This is a genomic window from Acinetobacter venetianus RAG-1 = CIP 110063 (assembly GCF_000368585.1).
GTDB lineage: Bacteria > Pseudomonadota > Gammaproteobacteria > Pseudomonadales > Moraxellaceae > Acinetobacter > Acinetobacter venetianus.
Genome location: NZ_KB849558.1, coordinates 1,176,143 through 1,196,311 on the forward strand (window position 1 = coordinate 1,176,143; position 20,169 = coordinate 1,196,311).

Annotated in this window: 18 protein-coding genes; 5 read left to right on the forward strand and 13 right to left on the reverse strand. The window is 38.6% G+C overall.

Annotated elements, in window-relative coordinates:
• Window positions 1-3 precede the first annotated feature (3 nt).
• Both F959_RS11115 and clpB read right to left on the reverse strand, forming a co-directional pair.
• Complete coding sequence (locus F959_RS11115) at window positions 4-423, reverse strand: hypothetical protein (RefSeq protein WP_004880191.1); 420 nt, start codon at window positions 421-423, stop codon at window positions 4-6.
• A gap of 169 nt (window positions 424-592) precedes the next feature.
• Complete coding sequence (gene clpB, locus F959_RS11120; RefSeq protein WP_004880193.1) at window positions 593-3,172, reverse strand: ATP-dependent chaperone ClpB; 2,580 nt, start codon at window positions 3,170-3,172, stop codon at window positions 593-595.
• Window positions 3,173-3,437: 265 nt separating this feature from the next.
• Between clpB and F959_RS11125 the strand changes: the two genes are divergently transcribed.
• On the forward strand, window positions 3,438-4,238 hold the full coding sequence (locus tag F959_RS11125; protein WP_029424855.1) for a M23 family metallopeptidase: 801 nt from the start codon (window positions 3,438-3,440) through the stop codon (window positions 4,236-4,238).
• Window positions 4,239-4,299: 61 nt separating this feature from the next.
• Here the strand turns inward: F959_RS11125 and F959_RS11130 are convergent, their stop codons facing one another.
• Window positions 4,300-4,722, reverse strand: a complete 423-nt coding sequence (locus F959_RS11130) for an OsmC family protein (protein WP_004880196.1) — start codon at window positions 4,720-4,722, stop codon at window positions 4,300-4,302.
• Window positions 4,723-4,870: 148 nt separating this feature from the next.
• Between F959_RS11130 and crp the strand changes: the two genes are divergently transcribed.
• Both crp and F959_RS11140 read left to right on the forward strand, forming a co-directional pair.
• A complete protein-coding gene (gene crp / locus F959_RS11135; protein ID WP_004880197.1) occupies window positions 4,871-5,578 on the forward strand; it encodes a cAMP-activated global transcriptional regulator CRP in 708 nt (235 codons plus the stop codon).
• Between the two features lie 212 nt (window positions 5,579-5,790).
• Entirely contained in the window at window positions 5,791-6,564 is a 774-nt protein-coding gene (locus F959_RS11140) for a M48 family metallopeptidase (RefSeq protein WP_004880198.1), read from the forward strand.
• A 47-nt stretch (window positions 6,565-6,611) separates the two neighbouring features.
• Here the strand turns inward: F959_RS11140 and F959_RS11145 are convergent, their stop codons facing one another.
• The 8 genes from F959_RS11145 to F959_RS11180 form a co-directional block, all read right to left on the reverse strand.
• A complete protein-coding gene (locus tag F959_RS11145) occupies window positions 6,612-8,339 on the reverse strand; it encodes an acetyl/propionyl/methylcrotonyl-CoA carboxylase subunit alpha (RefSeq protein ID WP_004880199.1) in 1,728 nt (575 codons plus the stop codon).
• Window positions 8,329-9,918: a 5-oxoprolinase subunit B/C family protein gene (locus F959_RS11150; protein WP_004880200.1), complete on the reverse strand. Its 1,590-nt coding sequence runs from the start codon at window positions 9,916-9,918 to the stop codon at window positions 8,329-8,331. Before F959_RS11150 ends, F959_RS11145 begins: the two co-directional genes overlap by 11 nt.
• A gap of 12 nt (window positions 9,919-9,930) precedes the next feature.
• Window positions 9,931-10,698: a LamB/YcsF family protein gene (locus tag F959_RS11155; RefSeq protein ID WP_004880201.1), complete on the reverse strand. Its 768-nt coding sequence runs from the start codon at window positions 10,696-10,698 to the stop codon at window positions 9,931-9,933.
• Between the two features lie 206 nt (window positions 10,699-10,904).
• Window positions 10,905-11,780, reverse strand: a complete 876-nt coding sequence (locus F959_RS11160) for a class I SAM-dependent methyltransferase (RefSeq protein ID WP_004880203.1) — start codon at window positions 11,778-11,780, stop codon at window positions 10,905-10,907.
• Window positions 11,781-11,878: 98 nt separating this feature from the next.
• Window positions 11,879-13,399, reverse strand: a complete 1,521-nt coding sequence (locus F959_RS11165; RefSeq protein ID WP_004880205.1) for a flavin-containing monooxygenase — start codon at window positions 13,397-13,399, stop codon at window positions 11,879-11,881.
• Window positions 13,400-13,666: 267 nt separating this feature from the next.
• Window positions 13,667-14,491: an SDR family NAD(P)-dependent oxidoreductase gene (locus tag F959_RS11170; RefSeq protein WP_004880207.1), complete on the reverse strand. Its 825-nt coding sequence runs from the start codon at window positions 14,489-14,491 to the stop codon at window positions 13,667-13,669.
• Window positions 14,492-14,529: 38 nt separating this feature from the next.
• On the reverse strand, window positions 14,530-15,504 hold the full coding sequence (locus tag F959_RS11175; RefSeq protein ID WP_004880208.1) for a metal-dependent hydrolase: 975 nt from the start codon (window positions 15,502-15,504) through the stop codon (window positions 14,530-14,532).
• A gap of 306 nt (window positions 15,505-15,810) precedes the next feature.
• Window positions 15,811-16,770, reverse strand: a complete 960-nt coding sequence (locus tag F959_RS11180) for a metal-dependent hydrolase (protein ID WP_004880212.1) — start codon at window positions 16,768-16,770, stop codon at window positions 15,811-15,813.
• A gap of 488 nt (window positions 16,771-17,258) precedes the next feature.
• On the opposite strand from F959_RS11180, the gene F959_RS11185 reads away from it, so the two are divergent.
• Entirely contained in the window at window positions 17,259-17,897 is a 639-nt protein-coding gene (locus F959_RS11185) for a TetR/AcrR family transcriptional regulator (protein ID WP_004880214.1), read from the forward strand.
• Window positions 17,898-17,910: 13 nt separating this feature from the next.
• Window positions 17,911-18,306 (forward strand): acyl-CoA thioesterase, encoded by a 396-nt coding sequence (locus F959_RS11190; RefSeq protein WP_004880215.1) that lies wholly within the window; start codon window positions 17,911-17,913, stop codon window positions 18,304-18,306.
• Window positions 18,307-18,351: 45 nt separating this feature from the next.
• On the opposite strand, the gene F959_RS11195 is transcribed toward F959_RS11190, so the two are convergent.
• Together F959_RS11195 and fdhD are read right to left on the reverse strand one after the other, a co-directional pair.
• Entirely contained in the window at window positions 18,352-19,293 is a 942-nt protein-coding gene (locus F959_RS11195) for a Dyp-type peroxidase (protein WP_004880219.1), read from the reverse strand.
• 85 nt (window positions 19,294-19,378) lie between these two features.
• Window positions 19,379-20,167 (reverse strand): formate dehydrogenase accessory sulfurtransferase FdhD, encoded by a 789-nt coding sequence (fdhD, locus tag F959_RS11200; protein ID WP_004880221.1) that lies wholly within the window; start codon window positions 20,165-20,167, stop codon window positions 19,379-19,381.
• Between the last annotated feature and the right edge of the window lie 2 nt (window positions 20,168-20,169).

Consider the following 20,169-nt stretch of genomic DNA (forward strand, 5'->3'; position numbering starts at 1 on the left):
GGATCACTTAATCGTTACGTTATATCTTTTAATATTGGGTGATTCAAACTCATAAATCATATAGCGATCAGGAGCCTCATCATGGGGTTTCATGGTCGCTTTTTTCTTTTCTCGAACATCTAAAACAGATGTTTTCTTAGCCTCTTCATAAGGAGATAATGCTCCTTCTGCTAGCATACTGATACGAATTTCACGTAAATTACGATCACTCAATACACGCTGTGAACGCCAGCGTTCTTCATCGGGTTTAAGCGCATCTTGTTTTGCTTTTTGGATGATACTTGGTAAGGCATTATTCAGTAATGCAGTCTGAAGTGCCAAACTTCCTTCCGTCATTGCTTGAGCAGACCACCCTGTAGATGGCAAGACAGCCATGAACAAAATCACACCGATACCTGTGCAATAATGTTGCTTATTTTCCATTCCAATTCATCCTGAATTTTTTTCTTATTTGTATCGAAACTACCAACCTTTTCACAAAATCGCAATGTCATTGGTAATATTCCAGAAAAAATCAGATAAATTGCATGTCTATAAAAAAAGATGGTGACTTTCATCACCATCTTTTTTAATCATTCGTTAAAATTTAAACTTAACTCAGTTTCATTTTATCGAAAACAAGATGACCATTTTCACCTTTAATCAAGATGTTATCGCCTGGTTGGAACTCAGCCGCTAGAATTTTCTGAGCTAAGCTGTTCTCTACCTGTTGCTGAATCGCACGTTTAAGTGGGCGAGCACCATATACAGGATCAAAACCAGCATCAATTAATAGATCAAAGGCTGTATCATCTACAGTTAAGCCCATATCGCGATCACTCAAGCGAGAACGTAAACGATCTAACTGAATATCAGCGATTCCACGAATCTGTGCTTTTTGGAGCGAATGGAAAACCACTAACTCATCTATACGGTTAATAAACTCAGGACGGAAGTGCTGACCAACTGCATTCATTACGACAGCTCTTACTTCATCATCAGTTGCACCCTCACCTAATTCACGTACATCTTGTGAACCTAAGTTCGAAGTCATGACAATAACCGTATTTTTAAAGTCGACAACACGACCTTGTGAATCTGTTAAACGCCCATCATCCAATACTTGTAGTAAGATATTGAATACATCAGGATGTGCTTTTTCGACTTCATCAAACAACACTACACTATATGGTTTACGGCGTACTGCTTCAGTTAAGACACCGCCTTCCTCATAGCCGACGTAACCCGGAGGAGCACCAACTAAGCGGCTCACAGAATGTTTTTCCATGAATTCTGACATATCGATACGGATCATGGCATCGTCACTATCAAATAAGAAGTTCGCTAATGCTTTGGTTAACTCAGTTTTACCGACACCTGTTGGCCCAAGAAATAAGAAAGAGCCACTTGGACGGTTTGGATCAGATAAACCTGCACGCGAACGGCGTACTGCATTAGATACAGCAACGACAGCCTCATCCTGACCGACAACTCGGTTATGTAAGAACTCTTCCATATTAAGCAGTTTCTCACGCTCACCTTGCAACATCTTAGACACAGGAATACCTGTAGCAGCACTCACCACTTCGGCAATTTCGTTCTCAGTTACTTTGGTACGAATCAGTTTAGGCTCTTCGTTTTCCTCAGCAACTTCTGCTTGTTCCAAACGCTTTTGTAACTCTGGAATCACGCCGTATTGTAAACGTGCAGCTTCAGCCAAATCACCTTCACGTTTTGCCTTTTCTAATGCACCACGTGCTTGATCCAGCTCAACTTGTGCTTTTTTATCACCTTCAACCAGTGTTTTTTCAGCTTTCCAAATTTCTTCAAGATCATTGTACTCTTTTTGCTTTTCAGCAATTTGCTGTTCAAGATGATTGACTTCAGCCTTACTGCCCGAATCCTCATCTTTTTTCACTGCTTCAAGTTGCATTTTTAACTGAATCAAGCGGCGATCCAATTTATCTAAAGCTTCTGGCTTGGAATCAATTTCCATTTTGATACGCGATGCTGCTTCATCGATCAAATCAATCGCCTTATCGGGTAACTGACGGTCTGTAATATATCGATGTGACATTTTTGCAGCAGCAATAATTGCCGAGTCTAAAATCTGCACTCCATGATGGGTTGCATACTTCTCTTTTAGCCCACGCAAAATGGCAATGGTATCTTCAACACTTGGCTCATCGACCAACACTTTTTGGAATCGACGTTCAAGCGCTGCATCTTTCTCAATATATTGACGGTATTCATCTAAAGTCGTTGCACCAACACAGCGTAATTCACCACGCGCCAAGGCGGGTTTTAACATATTACCTGCGTCCATCGCACCATCGCCTTTACCTGCACCTACGAGTGTATGTAACTCATCGATGAACAGAATGATTTCCCCTTCATGTTTTGCAAGATCTTTAAGGACAGCTTTTAGGCGCTCTTCAAATTCACCACGATATTTTGCACCTGCAAGTAATGAACCCAAATCCAAAGACAACACACGCTTATTCTTCAAACTTTCAGGGACTTCACCATTAATGATACGTTGCGCTAAACCTTCAACGATCGCAGTTTTACCCACACCAGGTTCACCAATTAGGACAGGGTTATTTTTGGTACGACGAGATAACACCTGAATCGTGCGGCGAATTTCATCATCGCGACCAATCACTGGGTCAAGCTTTCCTGCAAGTGCGCGCTCAGTTAAATCAATCGTATATTTATTCAATGAGTCACGTTGATCTTCATGATTATTGCTCATGACTTTGTCATTTCCTCGAATATTTTCAATTACTTTACGTAAGCTTTCTGGCGTTACACCAACACTGTTCAATATCGTTTTGGTTTCACCAGTTTCAGCCAACCCTAACATCACCCAATCTGTCGATAGAAACTCATCACCTGCTTTCTGTGCATAGCGGTCAGCTAAATTCAGTGCCTTTACCGCTTCAGGATTTAGATTAATATCACCCGTTGGATTTGCTATAGTCGGGGCATTTTGCAATGCCTGTTCAAGTTTTTGCTTCAGCTCTGGTAAGCGAGCACCTGATTGTTGCAACAAACTTAGATTGGCTGGTTCTTCAAGTAAAGTCGACAGAATATGAATACCTGCAATCGCAGTATGATCTTTACCCATTGCCAAAGATTGAGCATCAGAGAGTGCTTGCTGTAAGCGGTTTGTAAATTTTTCAAAACGCATTCTTGTTATTCCTCACAACAAATTTTTAACTTAACACTTAGATGGGAACTATTTTTTAAATTTCAAATAAATTTTATATATTTTTCAAAGTTTTAAAATATTTTAACCAAATAAAACTCAGTAATAATATGGGTATATAAATAATCTATTTCAAGTATATTTTGTATAATTTTTCAGTCTTTGCATATTCGCACAAAACCATTCTTGTTCTTTAATCAATAAGGTTTTAGCTTATTGTTTTGCTTCAAGCTAAAAAAAGATGATGATGTACTTTAAAAAAATTATTCTCGCAGCAACATGTATGATTCCAATTCAATTACTTTTTGCTCAACTTCCTCAAGACTCTCGTCGTGCTGGTGGCATTGCAGTGATCCCTTTATCAACGGGCATCACTCAAGTCTCTTATGAAGGTAAAGCGGTACTCATCAGTAAGGAGAATGAACAACCTTATGCTGTGTTTGGTATACCTCTCTCTGCTCAAGTCGGAACACTAACTCTTAATACCAACAAGAATCCTATTCAGATTGAAATCAAACCTTATCGATACGCGGAACAACGCTTAAATGTTAAAAATAAAGACTATGTCAATCCAAATCAGGAGCAACTAGACCGCTACGCGCGTGAGGCAAAAGAACAAAATGATATTTACAGTTCTTTCAGTCAGAGTTCATGGACACAATTCCCAAATTTCATCAGACCTACTTCTGGAAAATTTAGCAACTCTTTTGGTCGTAAACGTTTTTTTAATGGTGAAGAACGTGCACCACATTCAGGTCTAGACATTCCAGCGCCGATTGGACAAAAAGTCGTTGCACCAGCAGATGGTCTAGTTGTAGGGACTGGCAATTATTTCTTTAATGGTAATACAGTCTTGATTGATCATGGCCAAGGCTTAATTAGTATATTTTGCCATTTGAGTAAAATTAATGTTGAAAAAGGTCAACATATTACTCAAGGTGAAGTTTTAGGCTTGGTCGGCAAGACGGGACGTGTAACAGGACCGCATTTACATTGGGGAATGAGTTTAAATAATGTACGTGTAGATCCTCAATTATTTTTAAAATAAGCATAAAAAAAGTGATCTATTCAATAGATCACTTTTTAGAAAAACTTAATAATAAAAAGATTTAAGCCGCTTCAATAATCTCAAAGTCATGCGTAATTTCTACACCGCCATCAGAAAGCATCTTACTTGCAGAACAGTATTTTTCTGCTGAAAGCTCGACAGCCTTTTCAACCTGCTTCTCTTTTACAGATTTTCCTGTTACAACGAAGTGTAAATGGATTTTGGTAAACACGGCTGGAATTGAATCAGCTCTTTCTGCGTTAAGCTGACATACGACATTCGTCACATCTTGGCGAGATTTCTTTAAAATAGTCACAATATCAAACGAAGCACAACCACCAAGTCCCATTAAAATCAATTCCATAGGACGTGGGCCACGGTTTTCACCCCCATATTCAGCAGAACCATCCATAACCACAGTGTGGCCACTTTCCGATTTTGCCTCAAAAGCAACATTCTCTAACCAATGTACACTTGTTTGCATTGCAACTACCCAAAAAACGTTATAAATTTACTCTGTTCTTGTACACTAACATAAAATGAGTTGATAAGGAATTTCATCTCTTCTGTGTAGAAAAGGCTCTTTTAAGGGTCTGTGCGATCGGTTTTATCCAAATTCGGAAATTTTAAGCATGACTTCAAATTTTTCACAACTTAGCACTGATGCTTTATCTCCAGGTCAGTTACCTGAATCAGTTAAAGCTCTGCTAAAACGTGCTCATATTAACAGATACCCTAAACGCACCACGATTATTGACGCTGGAATGGAATCAAAATCACTGTATTTAATATTAAAAGGTTCAGTGTCAATTATCTTACGTGAAGATGATGAACGTGAGATCGTGGTTGCATACTTAAACCCTGGTGATTTCTTTGGTGAGATGGGTCTTTTTGAAAAGAATCCACAACGTACCGCAGAAGTACGCACTCGTGACGTTTGTGAAATTGCAGAAATTTCATATGACAACTTCCATGAGCTAAGCAAACAATACCCTGATTTGAGTTATGCGGTATTTGCTCAGCTTGTTCGTCGCCTCAAAAACACGACACGTAAAGTAACAGACCTTGCATTTATTGATGTTTCTGGACGTATTGCTCGCTGTTTAATTGACTTATCTGCTCAACCTGAGGCAATGATCCTACCGAATGGTCGTCAGATTCGTATTACGCGTCAAGAAATCGGCCGTATCGTTGGTTGTTCTCGTGAAATGGTTGGTCGTGTACTTAAAACACTTGAAGATCAAGGCATGATTCAAACAGATGGTAAAGCTATTTTAATTTTTGATACTTCTTTAGAAGAGAATAGCTTTTCTGAAGATGAGTTTGACGACGAAGAATAAATCTTACTAACGTTGTGATACTCAACAAAGCCAGTGTTCTTCACTGGCTTTAATTTTTATTGTTTAGTACAGATAATTATAAATTCACAGAAATTTGATTACATAATTACAATGATTATAGAGATATTCAGAATGTAAAGCGCCTCCAACATTTTTTATAATTTACAATATTACGATGAAACTCATAAGATACTGATTTGGAGCAAATAAGTATGAAAAAATTGGCTTTAAGCCTTTGTGCCGCAACTGTAATGACTATCTCAGGTTGCGCTTCTTTTGCCGATATGGCGGGTGCAGATAGTGCAACTTTAAATGCTCAGTCAGCACAAAGCTTTGCAAAAATGACACAAGAAGCACGTTCGAAGAATCAGCTTGATACCAGCTCAAGCACATACAAACGTATTAATGCTGTGTTTTTACGTTTAAAACCTTACGCAGATCAAATGAACCAAACAGGTCAACGATTTGATTGGCAACTTGCTGTATTAAAATCAGATACCGTGAATGCTTATGTTGCCCCAGGGGGTAAAGTTGTTTTCTATACAGGTATTGTCAATAAACTAAATCTGACAAATGATGAGATTGCTGCGATCATGGGACATGAAATGACCCATGCACTCGAAGAACATGCGAAAAGTAAAATTGGTGCGCAAGCTCTTACTAACCTTGCCATTGGAATTGGCAAATCATATGCAGGCGACAGTATTGGTAGCCTAGGTTCAGCAGCAATTGATCTAGGAAGTCAAGTTGGTGTTGGTTTACCTTATTCACGTAATCTCGAAAGCCGTGCCGATTATGGTGGCTTGATGTTGATGGCTAAAGCAGGTTACAACCCTAATTCAGCAATTACGTTGTGGGAAAAAATGGCTCGCAATGACGGTGCAAGTGGTTCATCATTCTTATCCACTCACCCATCAAATGAACAACGTATTAACGACATGCGTAAGAACCTACCTGCTGCTTTAGCAGTGTATAACCGCCGCTAATCTAATATTAATACTGAAGCCATTAAGTTCGACATTGATCTTAATGGCTAATTTATTTCAGCAATTCTTTCATCCGCAGTTACAGTTTTATTAGGCTGTACCAAGCTACAGATTAGACCAGTTCGATGAGCAATAATCTGCACTTCCATTTTCATCGCTTCCATCACCCCGATTACATCCCCCTCATTTACGAATGTATTTTCAGTAACTTTCCATTGCATTACGACGCCACTGATAGGTGCTAAAACATCATTTTCTTGGTAAGCCTGAAAAGTTTCTTCAGACTTATGGATTTGCGGTGAAGCTGTTAAATTAAATAATGATGTTGGCAAGCCTATTTGATGTATTTTCCCATCAATCTCAATATCATGTCGTTGCAACATAGAGGATGATGTTATCCTCGCCCGATCTTGAGTTGGATATTGCAAATGGTCTGCTTGCTCAATCCAACGCGTATGCACCTTGAACTCATTCACAAAATCTGGCTCAGACAAGATCAATTGATGAAATGGCAATACAGAAGCAACCCCTTCAATTTCAAACTGTTCTAATGCCCTTTTGGCACGTTGAATTGCAATATCTCTGGTTGCGCCAGTCACGATTAGTTTTGCCATTAATGAATCAAATTGGCTTGAAACAGCGCTACCTGTCACAACTCCAGTTTCAAGGCGAATACCAATGCCTGATGGTGGATTAAAACAAGTTATTTGACCAAATGACGGAATGAAGCCTCTTGCAGGATCTTCTGCATTAATCCGAAATTCAATTGCGTGTCCTTGGGCTTTTGGCATTTCAACAATCGATAATGTTGCACCTAACGCAATGTTGATTTGCTCAACAACTAAATCCATGTCAGTTGTTTGCTCAGTGACAGGATGCTCCACTTGTAAACGCGTATTTACCTCTAAAAATGAAAGCTTGCCATCTTGGCTTAATAAATACTCCACAGTACCCGCGCCTACATAAGAAGCAGCTCTACAGATATCAATCGATGCTTGCTGTAGCTGTTGCTCTATCTTCCGACCAAGAAACGGCGCTGGTGCTTCTTCAACCAATTTTTGATTACGGCGCTGTAAGGAACAATCGCGAGTTCCCACCACCACAACATTACCATGTTGATCAGCAATAACTTGCGCTTCAATATGGCGCGGTCGATCTAAATATTGTTCAACAAAGCACTCACCCCGCCCAAATGCTGCCTGAGCTTCGCGTACAGCTGACTCATACGAGCGAGCAACATCCTCTAAATGCCAAACCACTTTTAATCCACGCCCGCCTCCACCATAAGCTGCCTTAATTGCAATCGGAAGACCATATGTTTTCACGAACTCAATGGCTTCATCTGCTGATTGAAGTGGTTGTGCTGTACCATGTACCAACGGTGCTCCAACTGATTGGGCGATTTTTCGTGCTTCAATTTTATCGCCGAGTTTTTGAATTGACTCAGGTGATGGGCCGATCCAAATCAAACCTGCATCTATTACAGCTTGTGCAAATTCTGCACGCTCAGACAAAAAGCCATAACCAGGATGGATCATGGTCGTTTGTGATTTTTTTGCTATTGCTAGCATTTTATCTATATCAAGATAGCTTTCTTTCGCAGTTACCCCAGACAATGCCCATGCTTCGTCTGCGAGTTTAACGTGTAAGCTGTGTATATCATCATCTGCATATACCGCAACGGAATGAATACCTAAATCTTTACATGCTTGAATAATTCGAACCGCAATCTCACCTCGATTGGCAATCAGTAATTTATGTTGTTTATTTTTCATGATCTTGGATGTCCATAAATTCTGTGATTTTGCGGAACTGGATGAAACTGCATGAAGGAATTTGTGCAACTAAATCGAGATGATAAGCAGCTACTGTCGCGATGACGGGATACCCTCCTGTAATCGGATGGTCACGCATAAACAAAACAGGCTGACCATTTGGAGGGATTTGCAAAGCACCGATGCTACATCCTTCACTAGAAAGTTCATGCTCAATTTCTCGTTGCAAAGCATGTTCCCCATGCAACCTCAAACCAATCCTATTGCTTTCTGTGGTTACGAGCCATTTTTGTTGGAAAAGTAACTCCAAACTAGAAGTTTTAAACCAATCCGTTCTTGGCCCTAAATGGAGATCTATCACAATCACATCACCCTGTTTTGGCATAGCGATAGAGCTCTGGCTCAAATCCACAGAATGAGTTTTCAATTGTGCCGATGCAAGCTCATCGCCAATCTTTAAAGGTAATGCCCCTAACTCAGCTAAACTGTCATAACTAGCACTTCCTAGAATGTTTTCAACCGCCAAGCCACCCCGCACTGCTAGATAATTTCTCACCCCAACTTTAGGGACTGCCAAATAAACCTCATCCCCCTGATCAAGTGCAATCGGTTGATATAGAGAGACTCTAACTTTTTCTCCCTGTGCATATTGCACCGAAAGTTCCGCATCGGCGCCAGTAACAGCAATCACTGTCGGTTTTAAAATACTGAGAACAAGGCCACCATTGAGTATTTCCAAGGCAGCGGCATTTTGAGGATTACCTACAGCCAAATTGGCACTTTGAAAAGAAGTCTGATCCATTGCACCAGCTCTACCTACGCCCATTTCTGCCATGTTTAGGCGGCCAACATCCTGTATAAGTACCTGTAAACCAACTTTTTTAACACGTAAAACTACTTCACTTTCAGTAGATTGCTTTTTAGGGAATGAGGATATATTTGGAACAGAGATTTGTGTGGGTTGATGTGTAATATCTTTGAAAATTACTTGATCATTCGGCAGCAACAAAGCAGGTTGCTCTCGTTGAACATCCCACATTTTCAGATCAGTTTTCCCAATCAGTTGCCATCCACCAGGACTATCTTTGGGATAAATGCCACTATATTCACCCGCCAAGCCGACTGAACCTGAAATAATTTTTTTACGGGGTGAAGCCAAGCGTGGAATGCTTCCAAAGGGAGGCTCATCACTCACTAAATAAGCAAAGCCTGGCGCAAAACCAATGAACGCAGCACGCCATAAGGTTTGGCTATGTTTGTAAATAAGCTCCGAAACACTTAACCCAACAAGATCTGCAACATGCTCAATATCCTCACCGTTATAACACACTGGAATTACCAATTCTTTACCAATAAGTACCGCACCATCTAATATTTTCTGTGCATTAATCCACTTAATTAGGGTCTGTGAATTGATAAATATAGGATCAAAATAAACCAAAATCGTCCGTGCAGCTGGAACAAGCTCTCGAATATAAGGATGTTGTGCATGTTGTAGTGTTCGATATGCAGCCATCGTATCTTGTAAGCTTGAAAACTCAATTAAAAAAGCATTTGCATTGACCGATAGAAATCTCATATCAGCTCTCATTTATGCCATTGAGTCAGTAAAAGAACGTACTTGAATTTGATGCTGAGTTAGGGTCTGTTTTATCACCTTCGCAATTTCTACTGCGCCAAATGTATCACCATGTAAACAAATCGTATCTGCCTGAATTGGTGTAAATACACCTTCAATAGACATGACTCCACCCTTTTGAATCATATCTAATACACGTTGTGCAATTTGATCGGCATCATGTAAAACAGCGTCATCTTGGCGACGAGACACTAATCCACCATCACGATGATAGGCACGATCTGCAAATGCCTCTGAAACGACATTAACACCTTGTTGACGCGCAAACTCAATGAAAGGTGAGCCTGCTAAAGCAACTAATGCCAAGGAAGCATCATAAGCAAGTAATGCATCGATAACTGCTTGAGCCTGATTCAAATTAGTTGCAATGGTGTTATAAAGTGCGCCATGTGGTTTTACATAACGAACCGTTGTTCCTGCAATTTTAGCTAAACCTTGCAACGCTGAGATTTGATATAACACATCGGCAAATAACTCATCATAAGCAACATCCATATTACGACGACCAAAACCGACAAGATCGGGATAAGAGACATGTGCCCCAACAGATACATTGAATTGAGCAGCTTGCTTTAATGTTTTTAGGATACTTTGTGGATCACCTGCATGGAAACCGCAGGCAATATTCGCACTACTGACAATCGGAAGAATCTGTTCATCATTGCCCATTTTCCATGAGCCATAGCTCTCACCTAAGTCGCTATTTAGATCAATATACATATAGCCTTCCAATTGCTTTTTTTCATTTCACATACGTATTTTAGCAATATACTCGAAACGCTCAGTTTAACAACACTGATTTTTATGCATTTTATAAATCAACATCATAGCTTTAACATAGAATCAATTTAGGCCACATTATATTTTTATATAGAATAGAACTTCTAACCCAAGGCTCTTTTGAGTTAGAAGAAATTTTTAATCACTTATTTCATTAATCGTAAATACAGCATGTGTGTCGCACTAGTGTGACGGATATGATCAGGGCGCTTATAAAAATACCTTTCACTTAATCCATCCCCAGATAGATCTTCAGCTACGACATAGCCCATATTCTCTACAGATTGATGTAAATCCTTTGGTCTAAACTGTCCTTTTAAAGGTTCTTTTAAAAAACGAGTAAATTGTGAGACGAATAGACTCCCAAAACGTTCAATACCCGCTAACTCTCGATAATCAATCGAATAATCTAAGACCACTTCACTTCCTTTCGCAGCAAAATTAGCAATACTTTCCAAAGTTTTGAGTGTAGTTTGAGGCTCAAGGTAATGCGTCGTACCTAACCATGAGTAAAATGCGGGTTGATCTTGCTGAAAGCCACTACGTGCTAGAGCATCAGCGATTGACTCTTTTTCAAAATCAATAGAGACGAACTCTACATTGGCAGGAATCTCACCAAATTCTTTTAGTTTTTTTTGTTTGGCTGCTTGTGTATCAGGATGGTCAACTTCAAAAATTTTTAATGCTGGATAATGTTGAGCTTGTCTCAAAATAAATGAATCTAAGCCCGCACCGACTAATACATACTGTTTTACGCCACGTTCAATTGCTTCATACAATTGATCTTCAGCATAACTCGAACGTCCTACAACTTGTCCTGTCAATAGACCCAGTGTTCGGTTAAATACAGGGGAATTCATCACTTTAACAGTAAGTGACGTCGTAAGGAGCTTTTTCCAACCTTTGCTGGTCAGCTCAAATGCAAATGGATCTGAAAATACTGGATTTTCTGCATGTTGAAAATGGTTCGCGCGTAATGCCGCTGCCGCTTCAGCCGTACGACTTGATTGTCCTTCTTTCATATATCATTCCTAATTTATTTCTATCTCGGAAAAAATAAGCAGCAAATTTCATCCTTAGATAAAATTTACTGCTCTTTAATCATTCGATAAATGACTTATTATTTAGTTTTTTCAGTTTGATACGTCACTTGATAATCATTTAAGTCCATACGTTTTAAACGCTTTTTCAATGCTTTTAATGACCACGGCCAAGCTGCAAAGTTACGACCATTTGCATCCAAGTAATAGCTCTTACAACCGCCTGCATTAAATACAGTCGTTTTCAGATGTTTTTGTACTAAATCATTATGCTTCTTGATCACTTCAGGCTTGATATTTAACTTAGCAATACCCTTCTCTTTGATTTTGAGTAAACCATCAACAATATAATCAAGTTGTGCCTCTGCTAAACCAATGAATGAATCGTAAACAAGGACGTTTGGCCCTAAAACTAAGAATCCATTTGGTACATTCTCAATACTCGTACCTAAATATGCTTCTGGAGAACTATTTTTCCATAAATCATTTAAGATTTCGCCTTTCTCGTTTTGAACGCGCTTACCAATAGGTGGATGCGATACCTCAAAACCTGTACCCCAAATAATCACATCTACTTCGTGACGTTCGCCATTTGCAGAAACAACTGTATTTCCTTCAACTTTGACCAAACCGTGAGGAATAAGCTTAGTATTTGGTTGTTGTAATGCTGGGTAATAGTTGTTAGCGAATAATAAACGCTTACAGCCAATGGTAAAGTTTGGCGTTACATTTTTACGTAATTCAGCATCTTCAATTTGGAAACGTAAAATCAATTTTGCAAGTTCACCTACTGGTTTTAATACAGCAGGATTACGTAAACCGAAGTTAATTGCATTTAGTGATTGGGCAACTGTTTTGCGCCATGTTTTTTGAATGAGCGGGAATTTCTCAATAAGTGCTTTACTCACATCACCTAAATCAGTATCAGGCTTTGGTACAACCCAAGGTGCAGTACGTTGGAATACGTAAAGCTCTTTTGCTTTTGGCTGAATTTGAGGTACAAACTGGATTGCTGATGCACCTGTGCCAATAACTGCAATACGCTTACCTGTTAAATCATAATCATGATTCCATTTCGCTGAATGGAACATTTCACCTTTAAACGTCTCTAAGCCTTCCAATTTAGGGATTTGAGCTTCAGTAATTGGACCTGTTGCAAAAATTGCAGTACGCGCTAAGAATTGACCTTTGCTTGTGTCCATAACCCATAGATTACGTTCATTGTCCCAAGCTGCTTTGAGTAGTTCCGTACCGAATTCAATTTTTGAATTAATACCAAAGTTTTCACTTACTTCTTCTAAGTAATTTAGAATTTCAGGTTGACGTGCAAATAAGTGACTCCATTTCGCACTCGGTGCAAATGAGTATGAATACAGCGCTGAAGGGACATCACATCCGCAACCTGGATAGGTGTTCTCACGCCATGTACCACCTACGCGCGTTGCTTTTTCAATGATCTTATAGTTTGTATAACCCACTTGATCTAAACGAATTGCAGTTGCAATACCAGAGATACCAGCACCGACGATGAATGTATCGTAGATATGTGATGGTAAAGCCTTTCCTTCAGCTGAATCTAATTTTTTTGCTTGAGCTGTCATTTCAAAATATCCTTTCATCTAAAAACAGATGTCAATAACGGTGTCTTACCGAATTCTCATCTAAATTTCATCATTAGCCTTCGGCTCGACCTACTTTTCTTTCAGGAAAAGTAGGCAAAACCATTTTCATCCGCAAAACCTGTTCACCACTTTCATTTATTTAATACTTTCTTGAATATAAAACCTTATTATCTTTTTGATACCATACAGGTTGCGGATGAACATCACGCGTATCAAAACTCGATAGAGATTTTACATTTGGTTAGGCTATTTCATTAATCGGTATGATGTACCTAAGAATTTTGCGTATAAATTTGGCGCAGTACGCTTCATTAACCAGAACAACTTGGCATCAATTTGTGGAATGGTATAAAGCTGATCTTTGTCCAAACGATCTAAAGTAAGTTTTGCTACTTTATCGCTCGTCGTGAATGCCAGATTGGTCAATGCATAATCCAAAAGACCTTTATGCGGAACTTTGCCATTTTTAATAATGTTGGTTGGAACTAAGGTTGGGCACAACACATTTACTTTGATGTTATGTTTTCTCAGTTCAGCTGAAAGTGTTTCTGATAAAGCACGAACACCAGCTTTGGTCACGTTATAAGCCGTCATTTCAGGCGCTGCGGTATACGATGCGGCAGATGCTACATTGATAATTGCACCGCGACCTAACTGCTTAAATTTAGGTACAAAATAGTGACAACCATGGACAACTCCCCATAGGTTTACATTCGCGACCCATTTCCAATCATCTAATGTCATTTCATCAAACTTGCCACCGAGACCGACACCCGCATTATTAATCACTAGCGTCGTAGGATGTTGCATCAACTGTTCAGCTTGCTCAGCGAGTTTCTCAACTTGCTTAGCATTGCCCACATCGCATTTGACTGCGAATGCCTTTGCACCAAGTTCCTCAATCAAAGCCACTGTTTCTTTTGCGGCGTCTAAATCAATATCAGAACAAACAACTGTGCCACCACGTTTTGCCAATTCAAGTGCAAAACTACGACCAATGCCACTACCCGCACCTGTCACTACTGCAAAAGCATTTTGGCTAGGCTTTATTTTTTTACCAAATAATCTCATATTTGTTTTCCAACAATCTTGTATTTACATTGACCAAGTTATGCAGATGCTGCACGAACAGGTGGCACAAACTCTTTAAGGAAATAAGGGCTTAATAAACCTGTCTCAGGATTTAATAAGCGCTCTTTGTAATATTCCATATACGCTGTCGTATCATGGTCATTTGGATGGAAACTAGGACGTAGATATTCAAGAATATGCATGAAACTACTGCCGAATACCCCACGCTTACTACCGAAAAGTAAAGCTGTACTTTCAACAATATCTTTCATGTAGCGAGGATTGATTAAATTGCTTGGTTTACGAACAAATGGCATCAAATAACCACCTAAAGACACCCCGCCTAAAATGGTTAAACTTGCTAATAAGAAACCTGTGATTCGAACCCAGTAGTCACCTGACAGCTCTAAAAACACATCATAGGCAATATCTTTATGTTCAGACTCTTCCAACATGTGCCACATCCACATCGCACGCTGTCTTTCATCTTGTGAACCCAGCAAGTAATCTTCATGTTGCATCATGAACTCAGCTAAAACAGCCGTGTAATGTTCGATACCTGCCATCAATGACAGCTGCATAGCATTTGGTAACTTATAAATTCCGTACTCAAACACCTTATCTGCGATTGCACGAAGTAAATCCACTGGATAACCATTTTCTTTCAATACTTCATCATTGAATTGATTATGGATTTTGGAGTGAATTGCTTCCTGCCCGATCAGCGAAGTCAGTCTTTGTTTTAAAATCGGATCTTGGATAAACTCACGATGATGACGCGCGGTTTCAATAACAACATCTTCACCAAAAGTCAGAAAAATAGACAATGCATGAAAGTATGATGTCGCTAATTCTTTATTTAAAAAGAACCTCTCATCCAATTCATCTGGATTAAATTTAAAATCAAAATGGCGAATCGGAATCGGAGACTTATTCGCAAAATTTTGAATAATTCCCTGATATTTAGTACTCAATTTGTCTGAGAAAACATTTCGTAAAACTTGAGCGACCATGGTTTGATCCCCACTGAGAGTAAAAAGTAAAATCGATGCACAGCAAATCAATTTGAATCGTAAAATTGTCTATAAGATTATTTCTGAAACTTTAACAATTCGATGCTGAAAATCACGTTAGATCACGGGCTTATGAATACTTATCAAAAGTCATTTCAAATTGAATTTTTCTAAGTAATCTCACCGCATAGTGCGCTAACAAAATATGACCAACAAGAACCAAATTGCTCATTACGCCATGAACACTTTTGCCAATTCAAATGATTAAATTTCATTGCACACTAACGATTAAAAATGTACTAGAAATCAAGCCGCTTGGACTTTTGGCGTAAATTCTTTAACAAAGAATGGATGTAACGCACCACCTTCAGACAACAACTTTTTCTCGTAGTATTCAAAATACTCAGTTGCATCATGATCATTTGGATGGAAATCAGGACGTAAATAGTCAAAAATTCGACCTTGCGTACTACCAAATACACCGTCTTTCGGACTAAAAATAAGCTTTACGCCACGACGTGCGTCACGCCAGAATTTTGATGTAAACAATTCTTGTGGTTTACGTAGTAAAGGAACCATCGTTGCGGAGAATGGAATCAAGCCAAGAATGGTGAAATATGCAAGGAAGAAACCTCCAACACGTAATGCATAATTACCATTTAAAGTTTGATAAACGTCATAGGCCACATCTTTATGCTCCGACTCTTCCAACATATGCCACATCCACAAAGCACGAGTTTTAGCGTCATCAGAGAAATAGAAGTTCTGCTCATGCGCCATCATATATTCGGCTAAAACGGCAGTAAAATGTTCAATCCCAGCCATGAGTGAAAGTTTTAAGGGTTGAGGGAATCTGAGGAAAATATGATCGAAAAATTGTTCGCCAAGGAAGCGATACAACCTAACTGGATAATCAAGATCAACAATTGCGTCATTAAATTCATTGTGCAATTTAGAATGAATTGCTTCTTGACCAATTAATGATGTTACACGTTGCTTTAAAATTGGATCTTTCAACATATCGCGATGATGACGTGCAGTCTCAATAACTAAGTCTTCGCCGTATGTCAAAAACACTGAAAGTGTCGCGAAAAAAATCGTAGCAAACTGATTGTTCATATAGAATGAAAGATCAATTTGTTTGCCATCAAATCCGATTGCTAAGTGACGAATTGGAATACTTTTTTTACTCGCAAAATCAATTTGCTCAGTTATTGGGTTAGATTTAAATAAACTTAAACCTTTCTTTAATGTGCTAGTAACCATGGCTACACCTACCTACTTCACTTGAGCGTCATTTGCCCTTTTACATTTGGTTCAGGATTATCTCTTTTCGTCTAACTCAATAACTTGCTAAGTTACGAAAAAATATTCGGGAGATTTTTGTGAACCTAACTCTTCACTAAAACCAATGTAAACCGATCTTATGTTCGGATTCAATTCGGGTAAATTCTTCACTTAAACAGTCATCTTTTAATTTTATTGAAATAACTTTTTATGATTTTTATCAGATAAAAAGCCCATATACAAAATATATTTAATTAATAAATATCAATATATTATTAAATTTAAATTTTATTTTTCGTAATTTATAGACCTTAAATTTTAATTGGTTTACACAGATTCATTACAGTTAAATCTCATAAAATAAAAAACATGTAATTTTATTTGTTCGGATTATTTAAGCCTATCTTTCATGCTTATGACGGTTATGTTAATCTGACGTTATGTTCGGATTTTAATAATAAGATATTATGGCAACTCGAAAACCACGTCAGTCACGTTCAAAAGTGACTGTAGACACGATTATTGAAGCTGGCTTTATTGCAGTTGCAACTAACGGTACTAGCGGCACAACCACAAGACACATTGCTGATATAGCTGGAGTGAGTGTCGGCTCGCTATATGAGTATTTTAAGAATAAGGAAGAGATATATGACGCTATGGCAAAAACCTTCGTCAAAGAAGTCTTGGATATGGTAAAAGAGCTTACTCCGATTATCATTGAGCAAGAACTAGAACCATTGTTTCAAATGATCTTTTATACATTCAGAGACTTACTCACACGCGATGATGATCGTTATCTGATTTGTCTGCGTTACGCGACCGAGCTGAAATACGAAAAATACATTGGTCAGATCGAAATGGCGCTGATGGAAGTATTAATGAAATATATGATTCGTCATCCACGTTATTTAAAAGTGAATAACCTCAGCGTGACAGCATATATCAGTATTAATAGTAGTATTTTCAATGTCGCGCGTCATTTAATCTTACCAAATCCACAAATTAGCTTCGATGAAATGGTGAAAGGGTTAAGTACAATGATCATCAGCTACATTGAAACAGAACTTGCTAAAGCTGAAAGAGAAACGACCTTAACACATGTATAACAGAGTAAAAACAATGTTTAGCCTTTCAATTACGCCAAGATTCTATGAAACAGATGCTTTCGGACATATAAACAATACAGTAATCACAGGTTGGTTTGAAACAGCACGAGAACCAATTTTCCGATTATTTAACCCAAGTATGGAAATCAAAAATCTGCCTTTGATTCTTGCACGAGTTGAAGTCGATTTTGTTGCTCAAATCTATTATGGCGCAAACATCGAAATCAAAACATGGATTGAACACATCGGAAATTCATCTTTCGTCGTTGCACATGAAGCGTGGCAGAATGATCAATGCGTTGCACGCGGCAAAGCCGTTCAGGTCTATTTTGATTTTAGTACTCAAAAATCAGATCGTATTCCCGATCAATTCCGCGTCCAGTTACAAGAATATCTAGTGAGCCAATAAATATATTTCCGCTGGAACAACTTTAATTATTTCAGCGGATCAAATTTATTCGCCTAAATCTTCAAGAAAATCGAATGTTGGAACAAAGAATAAACTCCCTGAAACAGCAGTACTGAAATCAAGGATACGGTCAACGTGACCATTTTCTTTACCAAGGAACATATTCTCAAGCATAGTTTTCGTGATGTTAAATGAACGAGAATAACCAATAAAGAAAGTGCCATACTCACCTTCCGTTGGATTAGAGAATGGCATATTGGCTCTAAGAATTTTTAGCTCATTGCCCTCTGCATCATGTGCTTTGCTAACTACGTTGTGTGCATTCTGTGGCTTAACATCATCACCTAATTCAACATCATCATACTTCTTACGACCAATGACTTTTTCCTGTTGTTCAGTAGTTAAGCTTTTCCACATTTCCATGTTATGTAAATATTTTTGGATAAAAACATAACTACCACCAAGGAACTCAGCATCCTCTTGTCCCACATAGGCAATTTCTTTAGCAATTTCATGTTCAGGGTTTTCAGTTCCATCAACAAAACCAAGAATTGCACGCCCATCAAAGTATCTAAAACCTTTAGTTTCACTAATTGGATAGGTTGTTTCTTTGAGTTGATCGTGCAGAATAGAAGCAAGTTCAAAACAAATCGCCATTTGATTGGCACGTATATGAAAGAATAAATCACCCGCAGTTGCTACGGCTGTGTGCTTCTCACCTTTGATTTCCTGAAATTCATACAACTCTTTAGGTTTATTCAAACTTGGAAATAGAAGATCCCACACTTTTGAACCAATCCCCACAGACGCACTAAAATTTCCATTTGGAAAACGATTGGTCAAACTTCTGACCAATGCTGAAAAGTTCGCTAAAAAGTCAATAATTTCAGAAGTATCTGCCTGATCTTGAATTCCGAGAACAATAAATAAAGCATTTTCACCAGAAAGATTATTAATCACTGGCTGTGGTCTTAATGTTGTATTCATAAATGTTAATAATGGGATAGAAATTAATAACCTATCCTACACAAGTCACAGAATAAGTTAGCGAGATAATCACAAATTTTTACTATTATTCGGTGTAAATAACGAAACTTTCTCCACGGCAAAAACTAGCCAAAGTCAAATTTAACTTTTTAGCCATTTCAATTGCCATGCTGGTTGGCGCAGAAATAGTTGCCAATAAACCAATATTATATTGTGCGCATTTTCGAATCAGCTCATAACTGGCACGACTGGTCATCACCACAAATCCATCTGCAACATTTAATTTTTGCTCAGCTAAGTAACCTAGCAATTTATCTAAAGCATTATGACGGCCAACATCTTCAAATAAAGCGATAATTTGTCCTTTGACCACCCAAGCGGCAGCATGCGCGCCACCTGTTAATTCACTGATTTTTTGTCGTACTTTTAACTGCGCGATTGCATCTGGAATTTGACCCAACCATTTAGAAGGCACTGTAGTATTTACAGTTGGTAGGTTTGTATAAAGTTGTTTCAGACTTTCTATACCACATAATCCGCACCCAGTTCTGCCCACCATCATTCGACGATGTTCTTTCAAAGCTGTAAATGCACGCGATGCAATCGTCATATCGACTTGTACACCCAGTTCATTCTGACTGATTTCAAGTGAGTAAAGCTCGTTTAGGTTTGTTAAAATACCTTCTGACAGACTAAAACCTTTCGCAAATACCTCTATATCAGATGGCGTTGCCATCATGACAGCATGTGAAATACCGTTATAGATCAGTGCAACAGGATATTCTTGAACAATATAATCCAATTCATTTTCAGAGATATCTCGATGGAAACGATGCACTTGCATCGTTTCATAGCCCAGTGTTTGTGTATCCACAT

What these genes read in the sequence shown, in the direction of transcription:
- F959_RS11115 (WP_004880191.1), bottom strand. Translation starts at nt 423, where the DNA reads ATGGAAAATAAGCAACATTATTGCACAGGTATCGGTGTGATTTTGTTC.
- clpB (WP_004880193.1), bottom strand. Translation starts at nt 3,172, where the DNA reads ATGCGTTTTGAAAAATTTACAAACCGCTTACAGCAAGCACTCTCTGAT.
- F959_RS11125 (WP_029424855.1), top strand. Translation starts at nt 3,438, where the DNA reads ATGTACTTTAAAAAAATTATTCTCGCAGCAACATGTATGATTCCAATT.
- F959_RS11130 (WP_004880196.1), bottom strand. Translation starts at nt 4,722, where the DNA reads ATGCAAACAAGTGTACATTGGTTAGAGAATGTTGCTTTTGAGGCAAAA.
- crp (WP_004880197.1), top strand. Translation starts at nt 4,871, where the DNA reads ATGACTTCAAATTTTTCACAACTTAGCACTGATGCTTTATCTCCAGGT.
- F959_RS11140 (WP_004880198.1), top strand. Translation starts at nt 5,791, where the DNA reads ATGAAAAAATTGGCTTTAAGCCTTTGTGCCGCAACTGTAATGACTATC.
- F959_RS11145 (WP_004880199.1), bottom strand. Translation starts at nt 8,339, where the DNA reads ATGAAAAATAAACAACATAAATTACTGATTGCCAATCGAGGTGAGATT.
- F959_RS11150 (WP_004880200.1), bottom strand. Translation starts at nt 9,918, where the DNA reads ATGAGATTTCTATCGGTCAATGCAAATGCTTTTTTAATTGAGTTTTCA.
- F959_RS11155 (WP_004880201.1), bottom strand. Translation starts at nt 10,698, where the DNA reads ATGTATATTGATCTAAATAGCGACTTAGGTGAGAGCTATGGCTCATGG.
- F959_RS11160 (WP_004880203.1), bottom strand. Translation starts at nt 11,780, where the DNA reads ATGAAAGAAGGACAATCAAGTCGTACGGCTGAAGCGGCAGCGGCATTA.
- F959_RS11165 (WP_004880205.1), bottom strand. Translation starts at nt 13,399, where the DNA reads ATGACAGCTCAAGCAAAAAAATTAGATTCAGCTGAAGGAAAGGCTTTA.
- F959_RS11170 (WP_004880207.1), bottom strand. Translation starts at nt 14,491, where the DNA reads ATGAGATTATTTGGTAAAAAAATAAAGCCTAGCCAAAATGCTTTTGCA.
- F959_RS11175 (WP_004880208.1), bottom strand. Translation starts at nt 15,504, where the DNA reads ATGGTCGCTCAAGTTTTACGAAATGTTTTCTCAGACAAATTGAGTACT.
- F959_RS11180 (WP_004880212.1), bottom strand. Translation starts at nt 16,770, where the DNA reads ATGGTTACTAGCACATTAAAGAAAGGTTTAAGTTTATTTAAATCTAAC.
- F959_RS11185 (WP_004880214.1), top strand. Translation starts at nt 17,259, where the DNA reads ATGGCAACTCGAAAACCACGTCAGTCACGTTCAAAAGTGACTGTAGAC.
- F959_RS11190 (WP_004880215.1), top strand. Translation starts at nt 17,911, where the DNA reads ATGTTTAGCCTTTCAATTACGCCAAGATTCTATGAAACAGATGCTTTC.
- F959_RS11195 (WP_004880219.1), bottom strand. Translation starts at nt 19,293, where the DNA reads ATGAATACAACATTAAGACCACAGCCAGTGATTAATAATCTTTCTGGT.